This is a genomic window from Rhodococcus sp. IEGM 1302, assembly GCF_030056935.1.
GTDB classification, from domain to species: Bacteria; Actinomycetota; Actinomycetes; order Mycobacteriales; family Mycobacteriaceae; genus Rhodococcus_F; species Rhodococcus_F qingshengii.
The window spans coordinates 414,042-434,150 of record NZ_JASHKY010000002.1 but is presented as its reverse complement, the minus strand read 5'-3'; the positions used below and the strand labels follow the sequence as shown (position 1 = coordinate 434,150).

Annotated in this window: 19 protein-coding genes; 9 read left to right on the top strand and 10 right to left on the bottom strand. The window is 61.6% G+C overall.

Annotation, left to right across the window (positions count from 1 at the left end):
- Positions 1 to 46 precede the first annotated feature (46 nt).
- Genes QM609_RS06705 through QM609_RS06695 form a run of 3 tightly spaced genes read left to right on the top strand, consistent with a single transcriptional unit; the run spans position 47 to position 2,561 of the window.
- Positions 47 to 1,114, top strand: coding sequence for a sensor histidine kinase (locus QM609_RS06705; protein ID WP_042446628.1), 1,068 nt, complete (start codon positions 47 to 49; stop codon positions 1,112 to 1,114).
- The gene (locus QM609_RS06700) at positions 1,111 to 2,208 is read left to right on the top strand and encodes a DUF8320 family protein (protein WP_047270032.1); all 1,098 of its coding nucleotides are present in this window, start codon (positions 1,111 to 1,113) and stop codon (positions 2,206 to 2,208) included. Before QM609_RS06705 ends, QM609_RS06700 begins: the two co-directional genes overlap by 4 nt.
- Before the next feature lie 47 nt (positions 2,209 to 2,255).
- Positions 2,256 to 2,561, top strand: a complete 306-nt coding sequence (locus QM609_RS06695) for a hypothetical protein (RefSeq protein WP_047270033.1) — start codon at positions 2,256 to 2,258, stop codon at positions 2,559 to 2,561.
- Positions 2,562 to 2,567: 6 nt separating this feature from the next.
- On the opposite strand, the gene QM609_RS06690 is transcribed toward QM609_RS06695, so the two are convergent.
- Genes QM609_RS06690 through QM609_RS06675 form a run of 4 tightly spaced genes read right to left on the bottom strand, consistent with a single transcriptional unit; the run spans position 2,568 to position 7,394 of the window.
- Positions 2,568 to 3,479, bottom strand: a complete 912-nt coding sequence (locus tag QM609_RS06690) for a hydroxymethylglutaryl-CoA lyase (RefSeq protein WP_047270034.1) — start codon at positions 3,477 to 3,479, stop codon at positions 2,568 to 2,570.
- 1 nt (position 3,480) lies between these two features.
- Positions 3,481 to 4,695, bottom strand: a complete 1,215-nt coding sequence (locus QM609_RS06685; protein WP_283337168.1) for a CaiB/BaiF CoA transferase family protein — start codon at positions 4,693 to 4,695, stop codon at positions 3,481 to 3,483.
- Between the two features lie 36 nt (positions 4,696 to 4,731).
- Positions 4,732 to 6,498: a multicopper oxidase family protein gene (locus QM609_RS06680; RefSeq protein ID WP_047270036.1), complete on the bottom strand. Its 1,767-nt coding sequence runs from the start codon at positions 6,496 to 6,498 to the stop codon at positions 4,732 to 4,734.
- Between the two features lie 56 nt (positions 6,499 to 6,554).
- The gene (locus QM609_RS06675; protein WP_047270040.1) at positions 6,555 to 7,394 is read right to left on the bottom strand and encodes an alpha/beta fold hydrolase; all 840 of its coding nucleotides are present in this window, start codon (positions 7,392 to 7,394) and stop codon (positions 6,555 to 6,557) included.
- Positions 7,395 to 7,459: 65 nt separating this feature from the next.
- On the opposite strand from QM609_RS06675, the gene QM609_RS06670 reads away from it, so the two are divergent.
- Together QM609_RS06670 and QM609_RS06665 are read left to right on the top strand one after the other, a co-directional pair.
- Positions 7,460 to 8,236: a TetR/AcrR family transcriptional regulator gene (locus QM609_RS06670; RefSeq protein ID WP_047270037.1), complete on the top strand. Its 777-nt coding sequence runs from the start codon at positions 7,460 to 7,462 to the stop codon at positions 8,234 to 8,236.
- A 48-nt stretch (positions 8,237 to 8,284) separates the two neighbouring features.
- Positions 8,285 to 9,589, top strand: coding sequence for an HNH endonuclease signature motif containing protein (locus QM609_RS06665; RefSeq protein WP_054827453.1), 1,305 nt, complete (start codon positions 8,285 to 8,287; stop codon positions 9,587 to 9,589).
- Between the two features lie 94 nt (positions 9,590 to 9,683).
- Here the strand turns inward: QM609_RS06665 and QM609_RS06660 are convergent, their stop codons facing one another.
- Together QM609_RS06660 and QM609_RS06655 are read right to left on the bottom strand one after the other, a co-directional pair.
- The gene (locus QM609_RS06660; RefSeq protein ID WP_080961232.1) at positions 9,684 to 10,616 is read right to left on the bottom strand and encodes an oxygenase MpaB family protein; all 933 of its coding nucleotides are present in this window, start codon (positions 10,614 to 10,616) and stop codon (positions 9,684 to 9,686) included.
- Position 10,617: 1 nt separating this feature from the next.
- Positions 10,618 to 12,399, bottom strand: coding sequence for an acyl-CoA dehydrogenase family protein (locus QM609_RS06655; protein ID WP_047271602.1), 1,782 nt, complete (start codon positions 12,397 to 12,399; stop codon positions 10,618 to 10,620).
- Positions 12,400 to 12,548: 149 nt separating this feature from the next.
- Between QM609_RS06655 and QM609_RS06650 the strand changes: the two genes are divergently transcribed.
- Entirely contained in the window at positions 12,549 to 13,199 is a 651-nt protein-coding gene (locus tag QM609_RS06650; RefSeq protein WP_080961231.1) for a TetR/AcrR family transcriptional regulator, read from the top strand.
- Between the two features lie 43 nt (positions 13,200 to 13,242).
- Positions 13,243 to 13,584 carry an Imm51 family immunity protein gene (locus QM609_RS06645; protein ID WP_047271601.1) on the top strand — a complete coding sequence of 114 codons (342 nt, stop codon included), beginning with the start codon at positions 13,243 to 13,245 and terminating at the stop codon, positions 13,582 to 13,584.
- Positions 13,585 to 13,646: 62 nt separating this feature from the next.
- On the opposite strand, the gene QM609_RS06640 is transcribed toward QM609_RS06645, so the two are convergent.
- From QM609_RS06640 to QM609_RS06625, 4 genes are read right to left on the bottom strand one after another with little or no spacing between them, the layout of a single operon-like run.
- A complete protein-coding gene (locus QM609_RS06640; protein WP_003943474.1) occupies positions 13,647 to 14,681 on the bottom strand; it encodes an aspartate-semialdehyde dehydrogenase in 1,035 nt (344 codons plus the stop codon).
- Positions 14,682 to 14,687: 6 nt separating this feature from the next.
- The gene (locus QM609_RS06635) at positions 14,688 to 15,953 is read right to left on the bottom strand and encodes an aspartate kinase (protein WP_003943494.1); all 1,266 of its coding nucleotides are present in this window, start codon (positions 15,951 to 15,953) and stop codon (positions 14,688 to 14,690) included.
- Between the two features lie 49 nt (positions 15,954 to 16,002).
- A complete protein-coding gene (locus QM609_RS06630) occupies positions 16,003 to 16,956 on the bottom strand; it encodes a hypothetical protein (protein WP_050656980.1) in 954 nt (317 codons plus the stop codon).
- Positions 16,956 to 17,321: a DUF8021 domain-containing protein gene (locus QM609_RS06625; RefSeq protein ID WP_003943492.1), complete on the bottom strand. Its 366-nt coding sequence runs from the start codon at positions 17,319 to 17,321 to the stop codon at positions 16,956 to 16,958. Before QM609_RS06625 ends, QM609_RS06630 begins: the two co-directional genes overlap by 1 nt.
- A gap of 270 nt (positions 17,322 to 17,591) precedes the next feature.
- Between QM609_RS06625 and leuA the strand changes: the two genes are divergently transcribed.
- On the top strand, positions 17,592 to 19,400 hold the full coding sequence (gene leuA, locus QM609_RS06620) for a 2-isopropylmalate synthase (RefSeq protein WP_003943488.1): 1,809 nt from the start codon (positions 17,592 to 17,594) through the stop codon (positions 19,398 to 19,400).
- A 240-nt stretch (positions 19,401 to 19,640) separates the two neighbouring features.
- Complete coding sequence (locus QM609_RS06615) at positions 19,641 to 20,018, top strand: PLDc N-terminal domain-containing protein (protein WP_003943489.1); 378 nt, start codon at positions 19,641 to 19,643, stop codon at positions 20,016 to 20,018.
- Positions 20,019 to 20,109 lie beyond the last annotated feature (91 nt).

Below are 20,109 nucleotides of genomic sequence, written 5' to 3'. Positions count from 1 at the left end.
CTGCTATCTGATATTGCTTGCCCCTGCGATTGCAGAAGCCACCACGATGTCTGCGTCGTGGTGGACTCCACTGGCGGTGGTCGCGACTTTCGGTAGTGGGCTGGCGCTGGGAGCATCGACGTTCCACGCCGACACCCGATGGGTGAAACGAACTGCGAGCGCAAATGCGGTTCTCTACGTCGTGGTCATCCTCCTGTGGTGGCCGGCGTGGAATGGTGACCACGTCACAGATTTCACCTTGTGGATTTCCAATTTCCCCGGCGTCGCCAGCCTTGCTGCCGCTGCAGCTTGGCGACCGGCCGCTGCCGTCGTGCACCTTTTCGTAGTGGCAACACTCGCACAGTTGACCAATCACATAATCCGGACGAGTCCCACGACGCACCTGTTGGTTCCCGACCTCGCCTTCGCCTGGACATTTTGCGCGGTTTTCGTAGCAGCGGCCGTCATGGCCTTGCGAACCGGACGAGTACTGGATGCGACCATCGCCACCACTCATGCCGCTGCCGCCGGCGCCGCCGCGGCCGAGGCCAAATCCGTCGAACGCGAGAGATTCGACGCACTCATCCACGACACCGTGATGTCGACTCTGCTCGCTGCTTCGAGAAACGATGCCGATCCCTCGGTCGTCGCTCAGGCGCGAAGGACGGTGGCAAGACTCGACGAACTGCGCTCCGGAACCGACCACGAGACGAGTTTCGACTTCGACGGAATCCTCGCTCAGTTGCGTTCAGCCGCTTCGGAAGTGGACGAAAACATCACGTTCGAGACCGCCCTCTCCGACGGGTCTGATCCGAGCGGATACGCACCCGACTCGATTCGTGCGATGGCCGGTGCGATGGCCGAGGCACTGCGCAACAGCGTCAAACACGCCGGAAGCAGTGCACGGCGTTCGGTCACGGTCACGGCAACCGCCACCCACCTCGAAGTAGTCGTCACCGACGACGGCGTCGGCTTCGATCCGAGCTCCGTCGAGACGCATCGCCTCGGAATCACTGTCAGCATCCGCGGCAGAATGCGTCAACTCGACGGCGGATCGGCAACCATTCGATCGTCACCCGGCCGCGGCACTTCGGTGACTCTGACGTTGAGCTTGCCCGTAGCGGTGATGACATGACCAGGCCGGACGGACGAGATGTCCGCGATCTTCTCGGCATGCACAGCCGTGCTGCTCGATTCATGGCTGCATGCTTCGCGCTCACCTGCGTGATCTCGGTCGCCTACACATCCTCCGACGTCCGCGCAGTCTGGCCGATGATCTTGGCAATTATCGTGTGCTCGACTGCGGCTTTCACACTCGTTCTGAGCAGAGGCGACCCGATGCCGCTGGGGCAGAGCGTTCTGGTGTCTCTGACCGGCGCCGTCACGAGCGGCCTGGTGTTGTCAGTGGTTCCAGTCCCCGTCAACGACATGACTCAACTCTGGATGTTCGGGATGTCGACGGCAGTCTTCACCTTCATGTGCGTTCGTGGGCGTACAGCACTCGCGTGGCTCGGGCTTGGACTCATGGTGTTGGTGACCGCCATCTGGTCCTCCACCACCGGCCAGGGGGCCATGTACGGAGTGTCGTTGACGGTCATCAACGCGGGCCCTGTTCTGATGTCGACCTTCTTCGCATACACCATCCGTCCTCAAGCCAAGGTTATCTACGAACTTCGTGAGCAGTCCACCCAACGAATTGCCTCTGCATCCGCCAGTGCTGCGATTCTCGAGGAACGCGACGCTCAACTCGACAGGCTCGATGTCCTTGCACGCCCGCTCCTCGAACGGGTCGCTTCCGGGGTTCCACTGACAACCACCGAGCGGCAAGAATGCGAACTCCTCGAGGCGCAACTCCGAGATTCACTGAGGGCGACAGGCTTACAACAGACAGATGTCATCGATGCTGTGCGTGCCGCTCGAAACCGCGGCGTCGAAGTGGTCCTGCTCGACGACCACGGAATGGATGGCGCGAACGCCGACGTGCGCGACCGAATCCACTCGAGCATCGTCCGGGAACTCACCGCGATCACGCGAGGAAAAGTGACCATACGGATCCTTCCACCTCGGCGTACCGCTATGGCCACGATGCTGGTCGATACTGAAGACGTTCGACGAATCGAGTTCGATCACAACGGAATGCAGCTGCTACGGCAGGGGGACCGGGGAGAGCTCGGCACCTCGTCCATGTCCGTCGATCCGACTACAGACAGCGCCGTCGAACCCGAATAGCTTTCGAGGAGAGTGAGATTCACCGGGTCGATCACCAGGAGAAATGAATGATCTTCGAACTGCGTCCAGCGCATGTAGCACGTGCCCTCGCCGCACTGTGTGCCCTTCCGATTCTGTGGACCTTCGCAGTAGAGGGAATCACCACGACAACGGAATACGACTACAGCACAGGCGAAGTGTCCTCGTCGAGCGACCTGGGCTCTCAGATCGGAAGCGTCGTGATCTGGATCGTCCTCGCGATCGCATTTGCCGCCGGTGCCTGGTATCTGGAGAAGCAGCGCATCGGTTGGCCGGCCGCGGCGCACGAGCAGCTGGTCAAACTGCAGCTGGCATCACCCAACCGAGAAGAGTAAAGGTCTTTACCGCTTCCGGTCGCCGGCGCGGAGAAGATTACTGGGAACCGTATGGCCCACTATCTCCTCTGCAACGGCAGCGGCACGAATGCTCGCATCCAGGTCGATACCTGTCGCAATGCCCATGTCTTCGAGCATGTAGACCAGTTCCTCCGTCGCGATGTTGCCACTGGCACCGGGAGCGAACGGACAACCGCCGAGACCTCCGGTGGACGCGTCGAGGTTTCGAACACCGTGCTGCACAGCCGCAAACGCGCAAGCAAGACCAGCGCCACGCGTGTTGTGGAAGTGCGCACCCAAGCCGAAGTCACCTACTCTTTCGCCCACAGCGTCGATCAATCGTCCGACACGTCCCGGCGTGGCAGTGCCGATGGTATCTGCGATCGAGAACTGATCAGCACCGAACTCCTTGGCCTGCTCCGCAATCCGCAGAACACGATCCGGGTCGGTTGGACCGTCGAACGGACAGTCCCAGGCTGTGGCCACGATGACCTCCACCCGTCCTCCGGCGTCGTGGACGATCCGGACGACCTCTCCGATACGTTCGGTCGCTTGCTCCGTCGTCGACCGAGTGTTGGCCTCGCTGTGGCCATTCGATGCCGACACAACATATTCGACGGTTTTCATTCCTGCGGCGACGGCCCGTTTCGCTCCACCGATTCCGGCGACCAATGCCGAGAACTCGATGCCGGGCCACTGGTGCAGTTCTGCTGCCAACAATTCCGCGTCGGCCAACGCCGGCACAGCGCGCGGTGAGACGAACGACGTCGCCTCGATACGCGAAACACCCGTCGCAGCCAGAGCGTCGACAAGACGAAGTTTCTCCGCCAGCGACACCGGGTCTTCGATCTGCAACCCGTCCCGTGGTCCGACTTCACGAATACTGACTGCTGGAATACCCACGTCAGGTACCGACATGTCAGATCACGCCCTTCGTCTTCAGTTGTGCCTGCTCGTCGTCCGAGAGTCCGAGGAGCCCGCCCCACACCGAGGAGTTGTCGTGACCCGGCGCCGACGCTCCCGCGTTGCGCACGGATCCGGGTGTCTCACTGAAGGTAGGCACGACGCCCAGGCCGAGGACGTTTTCACCGATCCGCTCGTCGTAGTGGTCGACGAGCATCCCCCGCTCGATCAGCTGCGGATCCTTGACGACATCTTCAACCGTATTGATCGGCCCGGCAACAACTCCCACTTCGGTGAGGCGTTCCACCAGGCTGGTGGGATCTTGGAGCGCGACCCAGGCGCTGATCAGTTCGTCGAGCTCGTCCTGATGTTTGCCACGCGCAACATGATTGGAGAAGCGGTCGTCATGCGCTAGTTCCGGTCGCCCCATGATGGTGCACAGACGCACGAAGAGCGTGTCCTGATTGGCTGCGATCACCACCCAGTTTCCTTCAGAGGTCTGATAGATGTTGGACGGCGCAATACCCTCCAATCTCGTTCCCGAGGGCTGCCGGATGATCCCGCCCCGATCGTAATCCGGGATCGTGGATTCCTGCACCGCCAGACAGGATTCCGTGAGGGCAACGTCGACCACCTGACCACGGCCGGTCCGCTCTCGTGAGAGCAACGCTGCCAGCACTCCCTGAACGGCGAACATCCCGCCGAGAGAATCTCCGAGCGAAAGGGCAATACGCGGAGGCGCCTGCCCTGGATAACCGTTCAGATGCCGAAATCCGCTGACCGCTTCGGCAACCGAGGCGTAGCCGGCGCTCTTGGCTTGCGGTCCGCTCTGCCCGTAACCGGATACCCTGGCCAACACCAACTTCGGATTGCGCGCACTGAGAACGTCGAATCCCAGGCCCCACTTCTCGAGGGTGCCCGGCCGGAAGTTCTCGACCACCACATCGGCATGTTCGATCAGATTCAGAAACAGGTCTCGCCCCGCGTCGACACGAAGGTCCAAGGTCACACACCGCTTGTTGCGGGCGTGAACCGTCCAGAAGAATCGATGACCGTCCTGCTCGGCCTGACCCCAGGTACGAAGCGGGTCCGGGCGGTCCGGCGATTCGATCTTGATCACGTCGGCACCCATGTCGCCGAGCAGTTTCCCGGCGAAGGGCCCGGCGATCAAGGTTCCGAGTTCAATCACCCGATATCCGTCCAGGGGCCCGGTGGGCGCACCTTCCGACACAGCTGCCTCCTCTGGGAACTTTTCTCCCCTTGAAGGCTACGTCACCACCCGATATCGCAACATCATGTCGTGGTCTTCGTGATCGAGCATGTGGCAGTGCCAGACGTACCCCTGCAGGTCCCCCATACCGGCTTCTCCGTGTGCCGAGTGGTCTGCCATGGAACCTCTCGCGAAAGTTGCATCCGGATCGAAGCCCAACTCGTCGGCCGTCGGAAAGCGCACGATCACGCGGGTGATCGAGTTGGCATCCACGATGACAGTGTCCTTCTCCCCCGTTTCCCACACTTCGGGAGGCCGCAGCGAAGAGGTCACGAATTCCTCTGCCGACGGCGTCCACCGGACCCCCAAGTCAGGCACCGGATACCGCTGCATCAGTGCTGCAGTGTCGAGGCTTTGGCGTCCCACAACGCGGAACGCCACCAGGTGCAGATGAATCGGATGTGGTTCCGTGGTGATGTTGATCAGATTCCATTGCTCGACGGTTCCCTGACGCGGCAGTTCGATATCTGAATCAGTGAACCGCAAATTGTTGAGCGACATGGTGATCGAGGGATAATCCGAGGGACGCGAGAGCTGCATGATCGTAAGATTTCGCACCACATCCGGTTGTACTGGTTCGGCCGCAACAGAATTCAACTGCTGCGGGATCGAGCCGGTGAATCCCTTTGCGCTGCCCACGTCGAACCGACAGAACACCGGCATCACCTGCGTGCCGCGTTGAGCCACCGCAAGGGGTACCGGTTCGTCATTGCGCAATTCCACCGTCGTGCCCGGCTCGAGCATGCTGAAGTCGACCAGCAGATCAGCGCGTTCACCCGGACTCAGCCGGACGTGATCCGTCGGCGCAGGAGCGGCCAAAAAACCGCCTTCGGAACCGATCACCCAGAACCGCATACGATTTGCGAAGTGCAGATTCCACACCGAATAGGTTGCGGCATTGAGCAGTCGCAATCGATACAGGCCGCGGGCAACCTCCACTTTCGGCCACACGACGCCGTTCACTACACCCACGTCACCGGGAGTCGCCGGATCCCAGGAACCCTGCGGAGTGAGCCACGTGGAACGGACACTCTGTTGACCGTCGGAGGTGAAGACCTTGTCCTGCAGAATCATCGGAAGCTCGAATTCGCCGGACGGCAAGCCGAGAGAATTCCCGGTGGTGCCTGTATCTGCGTCGTCACGGAGAAAATACATCCCGACCAGCCCGGCGTAGACGTTGAGGCGCGTCATTCCCATGGCGTGATCGTGATACCAAAGATTGCCGGCGGCACGACCATTCGTGTATTCGTGAACCAAACCTTCGCCCGGACGCTGGATCAGCTCCGGATGCCCGTCGAACTGCGGTGCAGTAACTCCTCCGTGCAGGTGAAGCGAGGTGGGGACCTGTGTGCGGTCGAGGTCGCTGACGCCGTGCAGACCCGGATCGACATCGGCGGCAAGCGGATACGCAGAAATGTCGTTGGCATATCGGACTGTCACGAGCTGATCGACGTGCGCCTCGATGGTGGGGCCCAGATAATCCATTCCGCCGTAACCCAGCGACGGCGACGACGGTAGGTCCGGATGGAAACGGTGCATCGACGATGCCGCACGAAGCTCCAGGTTGCCACCCGAAATGCCCGGCAGGACAGGAAGGGACTCCCGGAACGGTTCCAGACGGGGCGACGGAAGTTGGAATGGGCGCAGTGGATCGACATCAGGTGGTCGAGCCGTCGCTGATCCAGCGGACAACGCGCTCAGACCGGCCAGCAGGCCAAGCCCTTGAACAAACGATCGGCGACGGATCTTGTGTGACTCGTCCACTCACGGCCCCCTCACGCTGACGGCATCCGGAGCGGGTTACCCGTGTGCCCGCACGGTCAAACACCGACCACCTTCTCCAACCAGGGTTTGAGAATGGGTAGAACATGAGCCGGTTGCATTGCCTGCGTGTGATCCAGACCGTCGAGTACCTCGATATCCCACCCTGCCGACCGAACGGCGTCGAGGTCGAGATCGGCCGGCGCGACCCGTACCCCACCCCATCGGTCACCGTATTCGATGACGTCTCGCGAACCGACGAAACACATTCGCGGACAAAGGATGCGCCCTTGAATCGTTCGATCGTCGAATTCACCAAGTGCGCGGTACAGCGTCACGAACTGCCGGGTCTGCGCTCCGGTCAACGCAATGTCGATGGAGTTCCAATCGAATTCGTCTGATGATGCCGTGGGCTGTGATGTGCGCTGGGGCGGTTCACTCGCCATGCGGTGTGTAGCTTCGGTAACCTGGAGCATCGCCTTGTACGGCCCATCCACCGGCGGGAAACCACCCATGACCAGTGCGGTCAGACGATCGGTGCGCAGCGCCAACTGCAATCCGCACAGAGCCAGCCAGGAGTATCCGTAGTAGGCGAACTGGTCGATCCCAGCCGAATTCGCCACAGCCAGAATGTCGGACGCGATGTTGTCGGGAGTGAGCGTGTCCGGCGCGGGCGACGCCATCCGGTGCCCTTCGTAGTCGAAGGCAACCACAGTGAAGTTCGACGCCAACCCTTCCAGGAACGTTCGACCGAGCGAGGGGTCAACGCCCCAGGCGCGCAGTTCGTCCGCCTTGATGCCGGTAGCCGAAATCGGATTCACAGGTATCAGCACGGCAGGGCCATGCCCGAGAACCTCGACATCGATAGTTGTCCCGTCATGAAATCTTGCCTCAACCATGCCCACTCCCAAATCTTTACACTGTAAAGTAATTAAGAATAGCGCGACTCCACGAAAGCGACAAGATGAACAAACAGGCAGGCCGACGCGATATCGCACGCACGATTTCACTTCTGTGGCGTCAACCCGAGGCGCCTTCCGGCCGCCGAGGACCGAAGCCCGCGCTGTCCATTGACACAGTCGTTGACGCCGCGATCGAAGTCGCCGACGCCAACCCCACGACACCGTTGTCGATGCGCATGATCGGCGACCACCTCGGCCGCACTGCGATGTCGTTGTACACCTACATACCGGGAAAGGACGAACTGCTGGACCTGATGTACGACCGGGTGCATGCCGAGCTACCGCCGATCGCAGACACCGGCGACTGGCGCATGGCACTCTCCGACTGGGCCGCCGCACTCTTCGCCCTACATACACGCCATCCGTGGACATTGGATGTCTCGTTGGCGCGCCCCGTCCTAGGTCCGCACGAGCAGGCAGGACTCGAATCACTCCTGTCCATTCTCTACTCCACAAGTCTCGATGCTCCGACCATCCGCAGATCGGTGAGCATGCTTTTCCATTTCATCCGGGGGTCCGCGCGGACCTTAGCTGAGATCCGGAGCGCCTCGACCATCGGAGATTCCGAATCTCATTGGTGGGCAAAGTCTTCTGCTGCACTGGCCGATGCTGCACCGGATTTCGCGGACGACTTCCCCCACACGATGCAGTTGGGTCGGGAGGCCCCACCGGTACCGGGCGGCGACTTCTATCTCGAACGAGAAACCGAAGAGTCATTTACTCAGGGCCTACAGATCCTCCTTGACGGTATCGAATCGAGGATTCGAAAACACTCTTGACTCGAACGCATGTTCGAGTATGATTTGGAGAGGGGATCGGGGGGTTCAATGAGTGTTTGTCTGTCGGACGTGGTGTCTGGTTCTGCGGTGGGGTTACGCGGACGGTTGTGGCAGTTGACTGCTGCCGAGTTGCGCGCTGCTGCTGTCGAGGCGAGTGCGGAGATTCTTCGTCTCGAAGCTGTGCGTGTGGCGGTGGTGGACGAGTTGTCGTTGCGCCCGGATGATCAGGTGATTGCCAGTCGCGGTGCCGGTTCGTGGTTGGCGGGCAACACGATGCTGCAGGTTCGGGACGGGAAGAAGATCGCCGCGTTGGGTGCGGCTTTGCGGCCGTTTCCGGCGGTGGCGGCTCGGTTCGATGGCGGGGACTGCTCCTTCGAGCATGCCGTGTTGATCGTGGCGTTCTGCGAGTCACCACCTAAAGGCATGCCAGACGCCGCGCTCCCTCGCTGTATCGACCTACTGCTTGCGGCTGCTTCCGGAGTTGAGGCGACGACCACGAAGGTGCGGAACGTGATCGCGACGTTGGAGAGGTTGTTCGAATCGGATGAGATCCCGCCCGCCGAAGACATCGACCAGAACGAGCTCCGGATCGCCTCGACATTGAACGGTCGAGTGGTGGTGCGCGGCGATTTCGATGCCCTCACCGGTGAAATGTTGCTCTCGGCCCTGTCGAATCTGACGATGCCAACCCCAGCACCGGATGGGACGCCCGATGCCCGGTCGGCGGCGAAACGCACCGCGGACGGGTTCACCGAACTGATCCGCCGCTATCTGGACTGCGCCAAGACCGGTACCGATGGTGGTCAGCGTCCGCACGTGAACGTGCACATCAACGCGCGTGATTTGGCTGAGCATCGGGACTGCGCCGCAACACCCTCCAAGACTGATGACGGAATGGCCGTATCGGATCTCGATGTCGGGCACATGCCCTGGCTCGGACCACTGTCCGTATCGCAGACCAGACTCCTCGGGTGTGACTGCTTCCTCTCCACCGTCCTGCTCGACGATCACGGCGCACCCTTGGATGCGAAACCAGGAAAGAGGTTGGTCACCGCCGAACAACGGACTGCGTTGATTGCCCGCGACAGAGGCTGTGCCTTCCCGGGCTGCACATGCGTGCCCGCCTGGACGGATGCGCACCATATCCGGCACTGGGCGAACGGCGGCCCGACGGTGATGAACAACCTGGTCCTGCTGTGCCGTTCACATCACCGGCTGATGCACCGCAAATCCGGGTTCGTCGGCAAATGGGAAATCCGAATAGGCGCCGACAACAAACCCTGGTTCATCCCACCACCCTCGATCGACCCCGGACAGCAACCGCGGCCCGCGAACACCACCTTCAAAACCTGAGAGGTCAAACCTCTTTGGCGACAACAGAACACGGACCAAGCACCGCATCGAAGGGATCCCCCCGATGCGGTGCCAACAGACCGTGGCGAACCCGTCAGACGGCCTGCGCAACCTTGGCGGCTCGCGGGAATCGCTCCCGAATCTCCGCTGGCGTGACAACTCTCGGGTCCAGGGGTTGCTCGTCACGCAGGTGGCGCTCCAACACCTTGCCCGTCATCGGCGCAATGACTTTCAGAGCAGTGGTCATGTTCTTCGGTGAACTACCCAACCGGACTGCCGTTCGCACCGCGGGCGCAATTGCTCTGTCCAACAACGCTGGCTGATCGAACCCACCCATCGTTCGCATCCAGCCGGGCAAAGTCGCGATAGTGGCCGGCGCGACCAATCGGCTGAATGTCGCGAACTTCGTCTTCCCCTGCGCTCTCGGTGTTCTCAACAAGTAGTGCATCGCCCGGTTGGCACGCTCGGAGGTACACAATCTGGGCCTGACTTCAGCGAAGTACTCACGTACCTCGTCTCGGGAGCGTGGAACGTCGGAGGTCTTGCATGTCTGTAGTTCGGCAGCGATCACGCATTCTTCCCAGTACCGCTGCTCTTCGACAGCTGAAAGCGGGCCCGGCCCATACATCTCGTAGCACTTGAGCACCGAATGCCAACCCGTCACGTGGATCCAGAGCTGTGACGCCGGATTGTTTGCGCTGTAACGAGTTCCGGTGATCGGTTCAATGCCCGTGGCCTGAGCATGAACTGTCATGAGGTGGTCGGACAAGGCCAATGCCGTCCGCCCGTCGGCAGTGGCGACGGTCAGGAAGTACGCCAAGGTTCGGTCGAGTCGCCCGGCCGGATCGCTGTAAATCCCGCTCATGTCTGCCACTGCGGCAGCCAAGAAGGGGTCGAAGTGCTCGAGCACCACCGACCGCTGGAACCCGATCAGCGCTGTCGGCGCGGCCCAGATCTTCCAACTGGGTGATCCTGGGCCGAAGAAGCCGTAATCCTCACGCGGTCGATTCATCGTCAGTTCAGACATTTCATTCCTCCCCGTTCGTTGAGCCTGCACCGTTCATTTCGTAGGCACCAGACAAGGCGACTACTTGCTGCCAGACGTACTCGAATCGCTCCGCCGCGAACGTGGGGCGCCGGATAGATGCGAGTGCCAACCGTTGCTGATCTTCACTGGCGCTGGGTTTTCCGTACAACTCCACCGCTGCAGCACTGAAGTCGCGGACCAGGACATCGAAGATCTGATCCAGCACCCCACCGTTCCGCTGCTCCTCGTCCAATCCCAAGATCTCGGCTTGTTCGAGGATCAACTGGCCGTAGACGACGAGGGTGAAGAGTTCGGTGATCGCAAGGCCGAAGTCCAAGTCGACCTGCTGCGCCGCATCCGGTGCAGCTTCGACTAGAAGGGTCACGAGCGCTTCTGCCTGCTCCACGAACAGTGCAACGTTGGGAACATCCGCAAACTTCGCGTACACCGCTCGCCAGTCGTCGAATCGAACTTTCGACAACCCCCGTGCCGGACCCTGACGGAACAGGAACTCGTCGTCGGCTGCATCGTTGCGCGTCGGAATCGCCGGAAATGACTCGGGGGCAAAGAGGTACGCCGGCATGAACTTGGCGATCAGGGCGAGATTGACGGCGACGGTCCCCTCGAGCTTGGGCAACCCGTCGACATCTATCTTGGCCACCGCGAGGTAGCTGTCCTTCTCGAAGCCCTTTGCCGCAGCGATGTCGGAGAGCAGTCCGATCACTTTCTGCGCTTCGGTTGTCACCTTCATCTTGGTGACGGGGTTGAACAAGAGGTAACGGCGGTCTTCGGGAGATGCCGTCCGGAAGTAGTCCACCGCGCGATCCGAGAAGAGCCTCATCGCCAGCAGGCGTGCGTACGCGTCGACGAATTCTCGTCGCACGTGGGGGAAGGCAGTGACGGGATTGCCGAATAGAATTCGATTGTGCGCGTGGGTGATCGTCTCGTACAAGGCATGAGTCGACATACCGATTCCGCCGAAACACAGGTTGAATTTTCCGATGTTCACGGTGTTGAGTGCGGCACTGAATGCTGCCTCGCCGGTATGCAGGATATCCTCTGCCGCAACGGGATAGTCGACGAGCGAGAACTCCGCTACGTACATCTGCGCCGGAACGATGTTCTTCACCACGGTGAATGCCGGATGGTCCGAGTCGGCGTAGAAGAAGACGTACTGATCAGTGCCCTCCACTCCGTCGACACGACCGAAGACAGAGACCGTGTTGGCGCAGTTGCCATTTCCGATGTAGTACTTCGAACCGCTGGCCAGGTACCCGCCGCTGCCGTTGGGCGTCAAGACCATGTCGGTGGAGTAGACGTCCGCGCCATGCTCTTTCTCGGACAGTCCGAATGCCGCAACGCCTCCGGAAGCCAAAGCGGAAGCTGCTCGCGCCCTTGCCGTCTCGTTGTCGCTCTGCCACACCGGCCCGAGACCGAGGATGGTCACCTGCCACGGGTACCAGTAGTTGAGTCCGTAGAAGCCGAGGATCTCGGACAGCGCGGCGATACGGCTGGTATCCCAGCGCTTGTCGGAGTCACCGCCGCTGTCGCGGGCGGGCGTCAGAAATGTGGCGAACAGACCTTCCTTCGCCGCGAAATCGAGGAAATCGGAGTAGAAGATCTTGTTGTGATAGTCGGCCAGGAGTCGGTTCTTTCCACGCGCCTCGAACCAGTCGACGGTCGCGCCCAGCAGTCTCCGCGTGGTCGCGTCGAACTCCGGCCGATCGTACGTGGAGGGATGGAGCAGCAGATCATTCGGCACTAAAGAGGTCGACGCTGTCATAGCGGTTGTTCTCCTCGAGATCTCGGCAGAGGCGCCTCACTGAGCACCATTCGAATACAACGCCACCGTAACAATTGCAGACGATGAATACAACGGTTGCGTATTATTCACGAAGAAGTGGCAGGCAGATTAGGGTGAGACCGGAGGTGATGCACACGATGACCAGGTCACAAGCTGACGCAACGGATACACCGCGGCGCAAGTACGCCCCTCGCATGGCGCCGGAGCAACGTCGCGAGCAGCTCCTCGACGCAGCATTCGAGGTCACCGGCCGCGTTGGCCTGCACAACCTCAGCATGGAATCCGTCGCTGCCGAAGCCGGTGTCGGCAAGCCCGTCCTCTACACGATTTTCGATACCAGGACCGATCTCGTCGCTGCACTGCTGCGCCGCGAGCACGAGCGTGCCATCGCTCAGGTGCTCGAAACCATGCCGACAGATCTGAGCGAACTCGGCCCAGCGGCGTCGTACACCGGGACCGTTGGCGCCTTCGTCGACGCCGTACTGGAGAACCCGACGCGCTGGCGCCTGATTCTGACGTCTGTCGAGAACGCCCCCAGCGAGTATCACGGCTTGTTGAAGCTCTCTCGCGGAGCTGTCTTCGCCCGCGCCGAAGAACTGGCCCGCGCCGGGATTGCCCTCGAGCCGAAGCTCGAAGGCCTTGATCCGGTTCTCCTCGCACACACCATGATGTCGTTCGCCGAAATGCTCGGACGACTGGCCGTCAGTGATCCCGAAACCTATACCCGAGAACGACTTTCCAGTTTTGCCGTGGCTCTCGCACAATCGGTCGGGCGTTAGCAGCCGACTGAAACCTGTCGGTCGGATCTGCTTCAATACTCACATGACATCACCATCGATCGAACCGCTGCAGCTTTTCGAAACGTCTTCGGGCAACTGGTCACTGATGCTCACCGACCAGCATTTCGGCAAGGTGGCATCGACATTCGAGCAGGTAGAGGGTTTCGAAGGCTCCGGTTACGACTGGGCGTCGGTCGCCCACGCAGTGGTAGGCCGCGATGCACCGCATCTGGAGGGCCGCTTCGGCACCGATCCCGAAGCGGGCATGTTTGTTGCGTACGGCAGCGACACCGAAGCTCTCGGTGAGCTCGGAGTGCTACTCGCCAAAGCGTATTCGGATGCCGAGTACCTCGGTGGCCTGGTCGCCATTTCCGAACTCGACTAGAGCGCCGGTCGAAACGACACCGGCCCCGCACCTAGGTGCGGGGCCGGTACCGAACGAAAGATCTAGCCGACCAACAGCTCGGCAATCTGAATCGTGTTGAGCGCGGCACCCTTACGCAGATTGTCGCCCGAAACGAAGAGCGCAAGTCCGCGTCCCTCCGGGACACCCGGATCCTGACGGATACGACCGACCAGCGACGCGTTGCCACCGGCAGCGGCCAGCGGCGTCGGAACCTCGACAAGCTCGACGCCCGGAGCGTCGGCGAGGATCTCCTTGGCGCGAGCAACCGAGAGCGGGTTGGCGAACTCTGCGTTGATCGCGAGCGAGTGCCCGGTCACGACGGGAACGCGCACGCACGTACCCGAAACCAACAGATCGGGAAGTCCGAGGATCTTGCGGCTCTCGTTGCGGAGCTTCTGATCCTCGTCGGTCTCGCCGCTTCCGTCGTCGACCAGCGAACCTGCGAGAGGCAGGACGTTGAACGCGATGGGGGCGACGTAGTTGTTCGGGGCCGGGAAGTCGACGGCACTGCCGTCGTGAACCAGCTTCTCCGCGTCTCCGACTACGGCGCGCACCTGGCCGAGGAGTTCCTCGACGCCGGCGATGCCGCTACCGGACACGGCCTGGTAGCTGGAGACGATCAGACGCTGCAGACCGGCTTCGTCGTGCAGAACCTTCAGCACCGGCATCGCTGCCATGGTGGTGCAGTTGGGGTTCGCGATAATGCCCTTGACCAGGTTCTGCGTGTCCTGCGGGTTGACCTCGCTGACCACGAGGGGAACCTCGGGATCCTTGCGCCATGCCGAAGAGTTGTCTACAACGGTCGCGCCGGCAGCAGCGAAGCGCGGAGCCTGGGCGCGCGAGAGCGTCGCACCGGCTGAGAACAGGGCGATGTCGATGCCCTTCAGGTCCTCATCCGATGTGGCGGCCGCATCCTCGACGATGATCTCTTCGCCGCGGAAGGGCAGCTTCTTACCGGCGGAGCGTGCAGATGCGAAGAACCGCACCTTGTCCGCGGGGAAGTTCCGCTCTTCGAGCAAAGTGCGCATGACGATGCCGACCTGACCGGTCGCACCGACAACAGCGATAGTCGTCATGAGAAATTACCGTCCCGTTCCAGCGTGTACTACTGCTTCTTCTTCGCCACCGAGCCCGAAAGCGTCGTGGATGACACGTACAGCGTCGTCCAATTCGGTGTCCTTGACCAGCACTGAGATGCGGATCTCAGAGGTCGAGATGAGGTCGATGTTGATGTCTGCCTTGGCCAGCGCCTCGCAGAACGTGGCGGTGACGCCCGGGTGGCTCCGCATTCCGGCGCCGACCAGGGAAACCTTGCCGATGTGGTCGTCGAACAAGATCTGCGTGAAGCCGATGTCTTCCTGACGCTTGGTCAGGATCTCGACGGCGCGGGGGCCGTCGGCCGTCGGAAGCGTGAAGGTGATGTCCGTCTTGTTGGTCTCCACCTTGGAGATGTTCTGCAGCACCATGTCGATGTTGATCTCGGCATCGGAGACTGCGCGGAACACCTTGGCAGCGTGTCCCGGTGTGTCCGGCAATCCGACAACGGTGATCTTGGCTTCGCCGCGATCGTGCGCGACTCCGGTGATCAGGGCCTCTTCCACAGGAATGTCCTCCATCGATCCGGACACGATTGTTCCGGGCTTGGTGGTGTATGACGAACGGACGTGCACAGGCACGTTGTAACGACGGGCGTACTCGACGCACCGGAGCATGAGCACCTTGGCACCACACGCTGCGAGTTCGAGCATTTCCTCGAAGGAAACCGTCTCGAGGCGGTGAGCGTCGGGGACGATGCGCGGATCGGCGGAGAAAACGCCGTCGACGTCGGTGTAGATCTCGCAGACGTCGGCGTTGAGTGCAGCTGCCAACGCCACGGCAGTGGTGTCCGAGCCACCGCGTCCGAGCGTCGTGATGTCCTTGCTGTCCTGGCTGACGCCTTGGAATCCGGCGACCAGAACGATCGAGCCTTCGTCCAGCGCAGTGCGAACACGGCCCGGCGTGACGTCGATGATCTTGGCGTTTCCGTGGCTGCCGGTCGTGATGACTCCGGCTTGTGAGCCCGAGAACGAACGAGCTTCGGCGCCGAGGGAGTGAATTGCCATCGCTACCAAGGAGTTGGAGATGCGCTCACCCGAGGTCAGCAGCATGTCCATTTCACGGGCCGGCGGGGAAGGGCACACCTGCTGAGCCAGATCGAGCAGCTCATCGGTGGTATCGCCCATCGCTGACACCACGACGACGACATCATTGCCGGCCTTCTTGGTCTCGACGATCCGTTCAGCGACTCGTCGGATGCGCTCGGCGGTTGCCACCGAGGATCCGCCGTACTTCTGGACGACGAGAGCCACGCGTTTCTACCTCCAGGTCGAAATTGTTTACAGATACCAGAGGTCGAGCTTACCGAGGTGGTCCTGGGACTTCCCGATGCGTACTGCTGTTCGCCTCAGATCCGCGCGGGATCAGTTGCGAGATCCGCGCTCGCATCAACGTCGCAGAACGCGAGCCACCGGCAACGTAACCGGCCACCGCGACGGCAACTCCGCAGGCGAGAAGCACGCGGATACTGCTGACCAGCGAAACTGCCAGCGCGTCGTACACCGCGACTGCCGCCTCGGATGACGGTATGTCTGAATTCTGTAAATAGACCCGCCGCACGACGGCCAGCGCCACCAACAGGGCGATCATCGCCACCGCCGTCGCCAGCCCGACCAGGGACAGTGCGCGCATTCGCCTCGGCGCAACTGCGACGGCCGCGATCGCACAGGCCAGCGACACCCACGGCAGCCAGGCCGCTGCCCGGTCGAGAGTGTTCGAGAGGTCCTGGGCCCGCACCAGCTCGTCGGACTGCAGGATCTCGAACTGCGGATCGAACGTCGGAAGACGATCGACGACGGTGAATCCGCGATCGCGGAGGTTCGTCCGCAGTTCTGTCATGATCGGCTCGAGGGACAAGGTGACTGTTCCGCTGTCGTCGGACCGAACGATGCCATCGGTGGCTCTGCCGGTCACCATCGCAGCAAGTTGCGCGTGCGCCTGACGGTTGGCCGCGGTCCAGAGCGTCGCGAACTGGTCGCTGGAGACCAACGACTGAGCCGCCTCCCGAACAAGTTTCTCGGCTTGTCTCGTCACCACCTGCGGAAACCGGTCCAACCGCTGCGTCAGTTCCTCGGTCAGCCGATCAACGACAGCCGCTTGGACAGCAGGTTCGGAAGCCAACGGGGCAACCGTCTCGACGTAACTGTCGGTGTCGTTCACCTGGGTGTGGACGAACAGCGCGAGCACCGAGCCGGCAGCACCGAGACCAGCGAGAACGATCAGCAGTGAACAGACGATCCAGCGGATCGAGCGCATCACGTGTGCTTGGCGCGCGCCGGTCGAATCTTCGCGGTGATGTGGTGAATGCGGTGATCGTCAGCGGGTATCCGGAAGGTCTCGGTAACCCGAACGGTCATCAGGTTCCGCCCGAACAACCCGGCGTCGAGGAGGTAGTCAGCCGTCAGGTCGTCCCCGTCGACCGTCCACTCCACCTCACGAATGTCGCGGATCACGCGATACTGAGGACCTCCGGAAAGGCTGCGCCGCAAATGATTCCCCGAAAATCCGGTCTTGAGCCCGACCTCGTGGCGTACCGCGTCCGGAGCCAGCGGTACGGAACTGCCATCGTGACTGCGGAGCGCGTCGAGGTACGTGCTCGCCACGGCGATTCGGGGATCCATGGACGACAGTCCACCATTTTCGGGGCCGAAACGGCAGCACAATTCGGCGACAAATTGGACATGAGGGCGAACCCCACCGATTTCTCGCGAAATCCAGGAGTAGAGTGCTGTGCATGCAGCGCGCACTCCTTCTTGGTTGCCGCGACGGGGTCTGATCCAGACTGGCCTCCCGCCGCGGGGTTTTTGTGCGCCGGTCGACCAAGCCTTCCGGACTCATGGTCTTGACCAACAGGTCAACAGGCCGGGTCCACAATCCTGGAGATCACACCCATGTCCCCCGCTGACGCATTCACCACCGGCACTCGCACCATCACCCCGCCCACGAAGCCGGCACCGTCCGACCAGCCTGCGTGGAACACGCAGAAGAACTCGTCGATGCCGACGTTCCGCTACCGCCCGTTCGCCGAAGAGGTCGAGACGGTCACGCTGCCCGACCGCACCTGGCCGGACAAGATCATCGACCGAGCACCCCAGTGGTGTGCCGTTGACCTGCGCGACGGCAACCAGGCGCTGATCGATCCGATGAGCCCGGCGCGCAAGCGTCGTATGTTCGATCTCCTGGTTCGTATGGGCTACAAGGAGATCGAGGTCGGCTTCCCGTCCGCGAGCCAGACGGACTTCGATTTCGTTCGCGAGATCATCGAGGACGGCGCCATCCCGTCCGACGTCACCATCCAGGTGCTGACGCAGTCGCGTCCCGAGCTGATCAAGCGCACGTTCGAGGCCTGTGAAGGTGCCGAGAACGCGATCGTGCACTTCTACAACTCCACCTCGATTCTGCAGCGCCGCGTCGTGTTCCGCGCCGACAAGGACACGATCAAGAAGATCGCCACCGACGCCGCCGAACTGGTCCTCGCCGAGTCGAAGAAGTACCCGGACACGAACTGGCGCTGGGAATACTCGCCCGAGTCCTACACCGGCACCGAGCTCGAGTACGCCAAGGAAGTATGTGACGCCGTCACCGAAACCCTGGGTGCGACGCCGGCCAACCCGGTCATCCTGAACCTGCCCGCCACCGTCGAGATGGCGACACCCAACGTGTATGCCGACTCCATCGAGTGGATGCACCGCAACCTGGCCCGCCGCGATTCGGTCATCCTGTCGCTGCACCCCCACAACGACCGCGGCACGGGTGTCGCTGCAGCCGAGCTGGGCTACCAGGCCGGCGCGGACCGCATCGAAGGCTGCCTGTTCGGCAACGGTGAGCGCACCGGCAACGTCTGCCTGGTCACTCTCGCTCTGAACATGTTCACGCGCGGCGTCGACCCGCAGATCGATTTCTCGAACATCGACGAGATCCGTCGCACGGTCGAGTACTGCAACCAGCTGCCCGTCCACGAGCGTCATCCGTACGGCGGCGACCTGGTCTACACCGCGTTCTCCGGCAGCCACCAGGACGCGATCAACAAGGGCCTCGACGCCATGAAGGTCGACGCCGACAGCCAGAACTCCGACGTCGACGACATTCTCTGGCAGGTCCCCTACCTGCCGATCGACCCGAAGGACGTCGGCCGCAGCTACGAGGCCGTCATCCGTGTGAACTCGCAGTCCGGCAAGGGCGGCGTCGCATACATCATGAAGGCCGATCACGGTCTGGTGCTGCCGCGTCGTCTGCAGGTCGAGTTCTCGCAGTCGGTCCAGAAGATCACCGACGGCGAGGGCGGCGAGGTCTCGCCGAAGGAAATGTGGGATGTCTTCCACGAGGAGTACCTCGCTCCCATCACCCCGCTCGAGCGCATGAAGCAGAAGGTCACCGCGTCCGAGGAGGACGGCGGCACCGATGCGATCACCGCGATCGTCAAGGTGAACGGCAAGGAGCAGGAGATCTCGGGAACCGGCAACGGCCCGCTCGCTGCCTTCGTCGACGCGCTGGGAAGCATCAACTTCGACGTTCGTGTCCTCGACTACTCCGAGCACGCGATGTCCGCCGGTGACGACGCCCAGGCCGCGGCCTACGTCGAGTGCGCCGTGACGGGCCCGGAGGGTCAGAGCACCGTCGTCTGGGGTGTGGGTATCGCCACGTCGATCACGACGGCCTCGCTGCGCGCTGTGGTCTCGGCAGTAAACCGCGCCAGCTGACACTCAGCTCCTGACTCGTGAACAATCCCTGGTCTCACCCGATTTTCGGGTGGGGCCAGGGTCGTTTTCAGAGCACTGAAGATTTTCGGTCGATGTTTTCGATTCGGCATGACATTGGTCCCGAAAGAGTCGGTTAGCGAAGTTAACAAAAAGAATTCACCCATCGAGGATGATGCAGACGCCACGTGCGCGTGAGATAGTCAGCTCAGACAAATCCGACTTGTGAAATGGAGCTCGACAATGGATTCCTTTTGGGACTTCCTCTGGCTGATCATCATCAGCTTCGCGTTCATCGCGTACTTGATCCTGCTCTTCTCGATCATCACCGACCTGTTCCGCGATCACAAGACCTCCGGCTGGGTGAAGGCAATCTGGATCGTCTTCCTGTTCTTCATTCCGCTGCTCACCTCGCTCGTCTACCTGATCGTTCGCAGTGACGGAATGGCACAGCGGTCCCTCGAGGCTGCACAGCAGGTCAAGAACGCACAGGACAGCTACATCCGTGAGGTTGCCGGAAAGTCCCCGGCCGAATCCATCGCAGATGCAAAGGCACTTCTCGACGCCGGCACCATCAGTGAAGAAGAATTCGCAGCACTGAAGGCCAAGGCTCTCGCCTGATACCGGCCCTCACTAAGCGACCCTCACTAATCCGTGAGGATTGCACTACCGAAACGGGAGCGACACTAATCGTGTCGCTCCCGTTTTGTGT

Coding starts and splice junctions, on each gene's coding strand:
- QM609_RS06705 (WP_042446628.1), top strand. CDS start 47: ATGTCTGCGTCGTGGTGGACTCCACTGGCGGTGGTCGCGACTTTCGGT.
- QM609_RS06700 (WP_047270032.1), top strand. CDS start 1,111: ATGACCAGGCCGGACGGACGAGATGTCCGCGATCTTCTCGGCATGCAC.
- QM609_RS06695 (WP_047270033.1), top strand. CDS start 2,256: ATGATCTTCGAACTGCGTCCAGCGCATGTAGCACGTGCCCTCGCCGCA.
- QM609_RS06690 (WP_047270034.1), bottom strand. CDS start 3,479: ATGTCGGTACCTGACGTGGGTATTCCAGCAGTCAGTATTCGTGAAGTC.
- QM609_RS06675 (WP_047270040.1), bottom strand. CDS start 7,394: ATGGTTGAGGCAAGATTTCATGACGGGACAACTATCGATGTCGAGGTT.
- QM609_RS06670 (WP_047270037.1), top strand. CDS start 7,460: ATGAACAAACAGGCAGGCCGACGCGATATCGCACGCACGATTTCACTT.
- QM609_RS06665 (WP_054827453.1), top strand. CDS start 8,285: ATGAGTGTTTGTCTGTCGGACGTGGTGTCTGGTTCTGCGGTGGGGTTA.
- QM609_RS06660 (WP_080961232.1), bottom strand. CDS start 10,616: ATGTCTGAACTGACGATGAATCGACCGCGTGAGGATTACGGCTTCTTC.
- QM609_RS06655 (WP_047271602.1), bottom strand. CDS start 12,399: ATGACAGCGTCGACCTCTTTAGTGCCGAATGATCTGCTGCTCCATCCC.
- QM609_RS06650 (WP_080961231.1), top strand. CDS start 12,549: ATGCACACGATGACCAGGTCACAAGCTGACGCAACGGATACACCGCGG.
- QM609_RS06645 (WP_047271601.1), top strand. CDS start 13,243: ATGACATCACCATCGATCGAACCGCTGCAGCTTTTCGAAACGTCTTCG.
- QM609_RS06640 (WP_003943474.1), bottom strand. CDS start 14,681: ATGACGACTATCGCTGTTGTCGGTGCGACCGGTCAGGTCGGCATCGTC.
- QM609_RS06630 (WP_050656980.1), bottom strand. CDS start 16,956: ATGCGCTCGATCCGCTGGATCGTCTGTTCACTGCTGATCGTTCTCGCT.
- QM609_RS06625 (WP_003943492.1), bottom strand. CDS start 17,321: ATGGATCCCCGAATCGCCGTGGCGAGCACGTACCTCGACGCGCTCCGC.
- leuA (WP_003943488.1), top strand. CDS start 17,592: ATGTCCCCCGCTGACGCATTCACCACCGGCACTCGCACCATCACCCCG.
- QM609_RS06615 (WP_003943489.1), top strand. CDS start 19,641: ATGGATTCCTTTTGGGACTTCCTCTGGCTGATCATCATCAGCTTCGCG.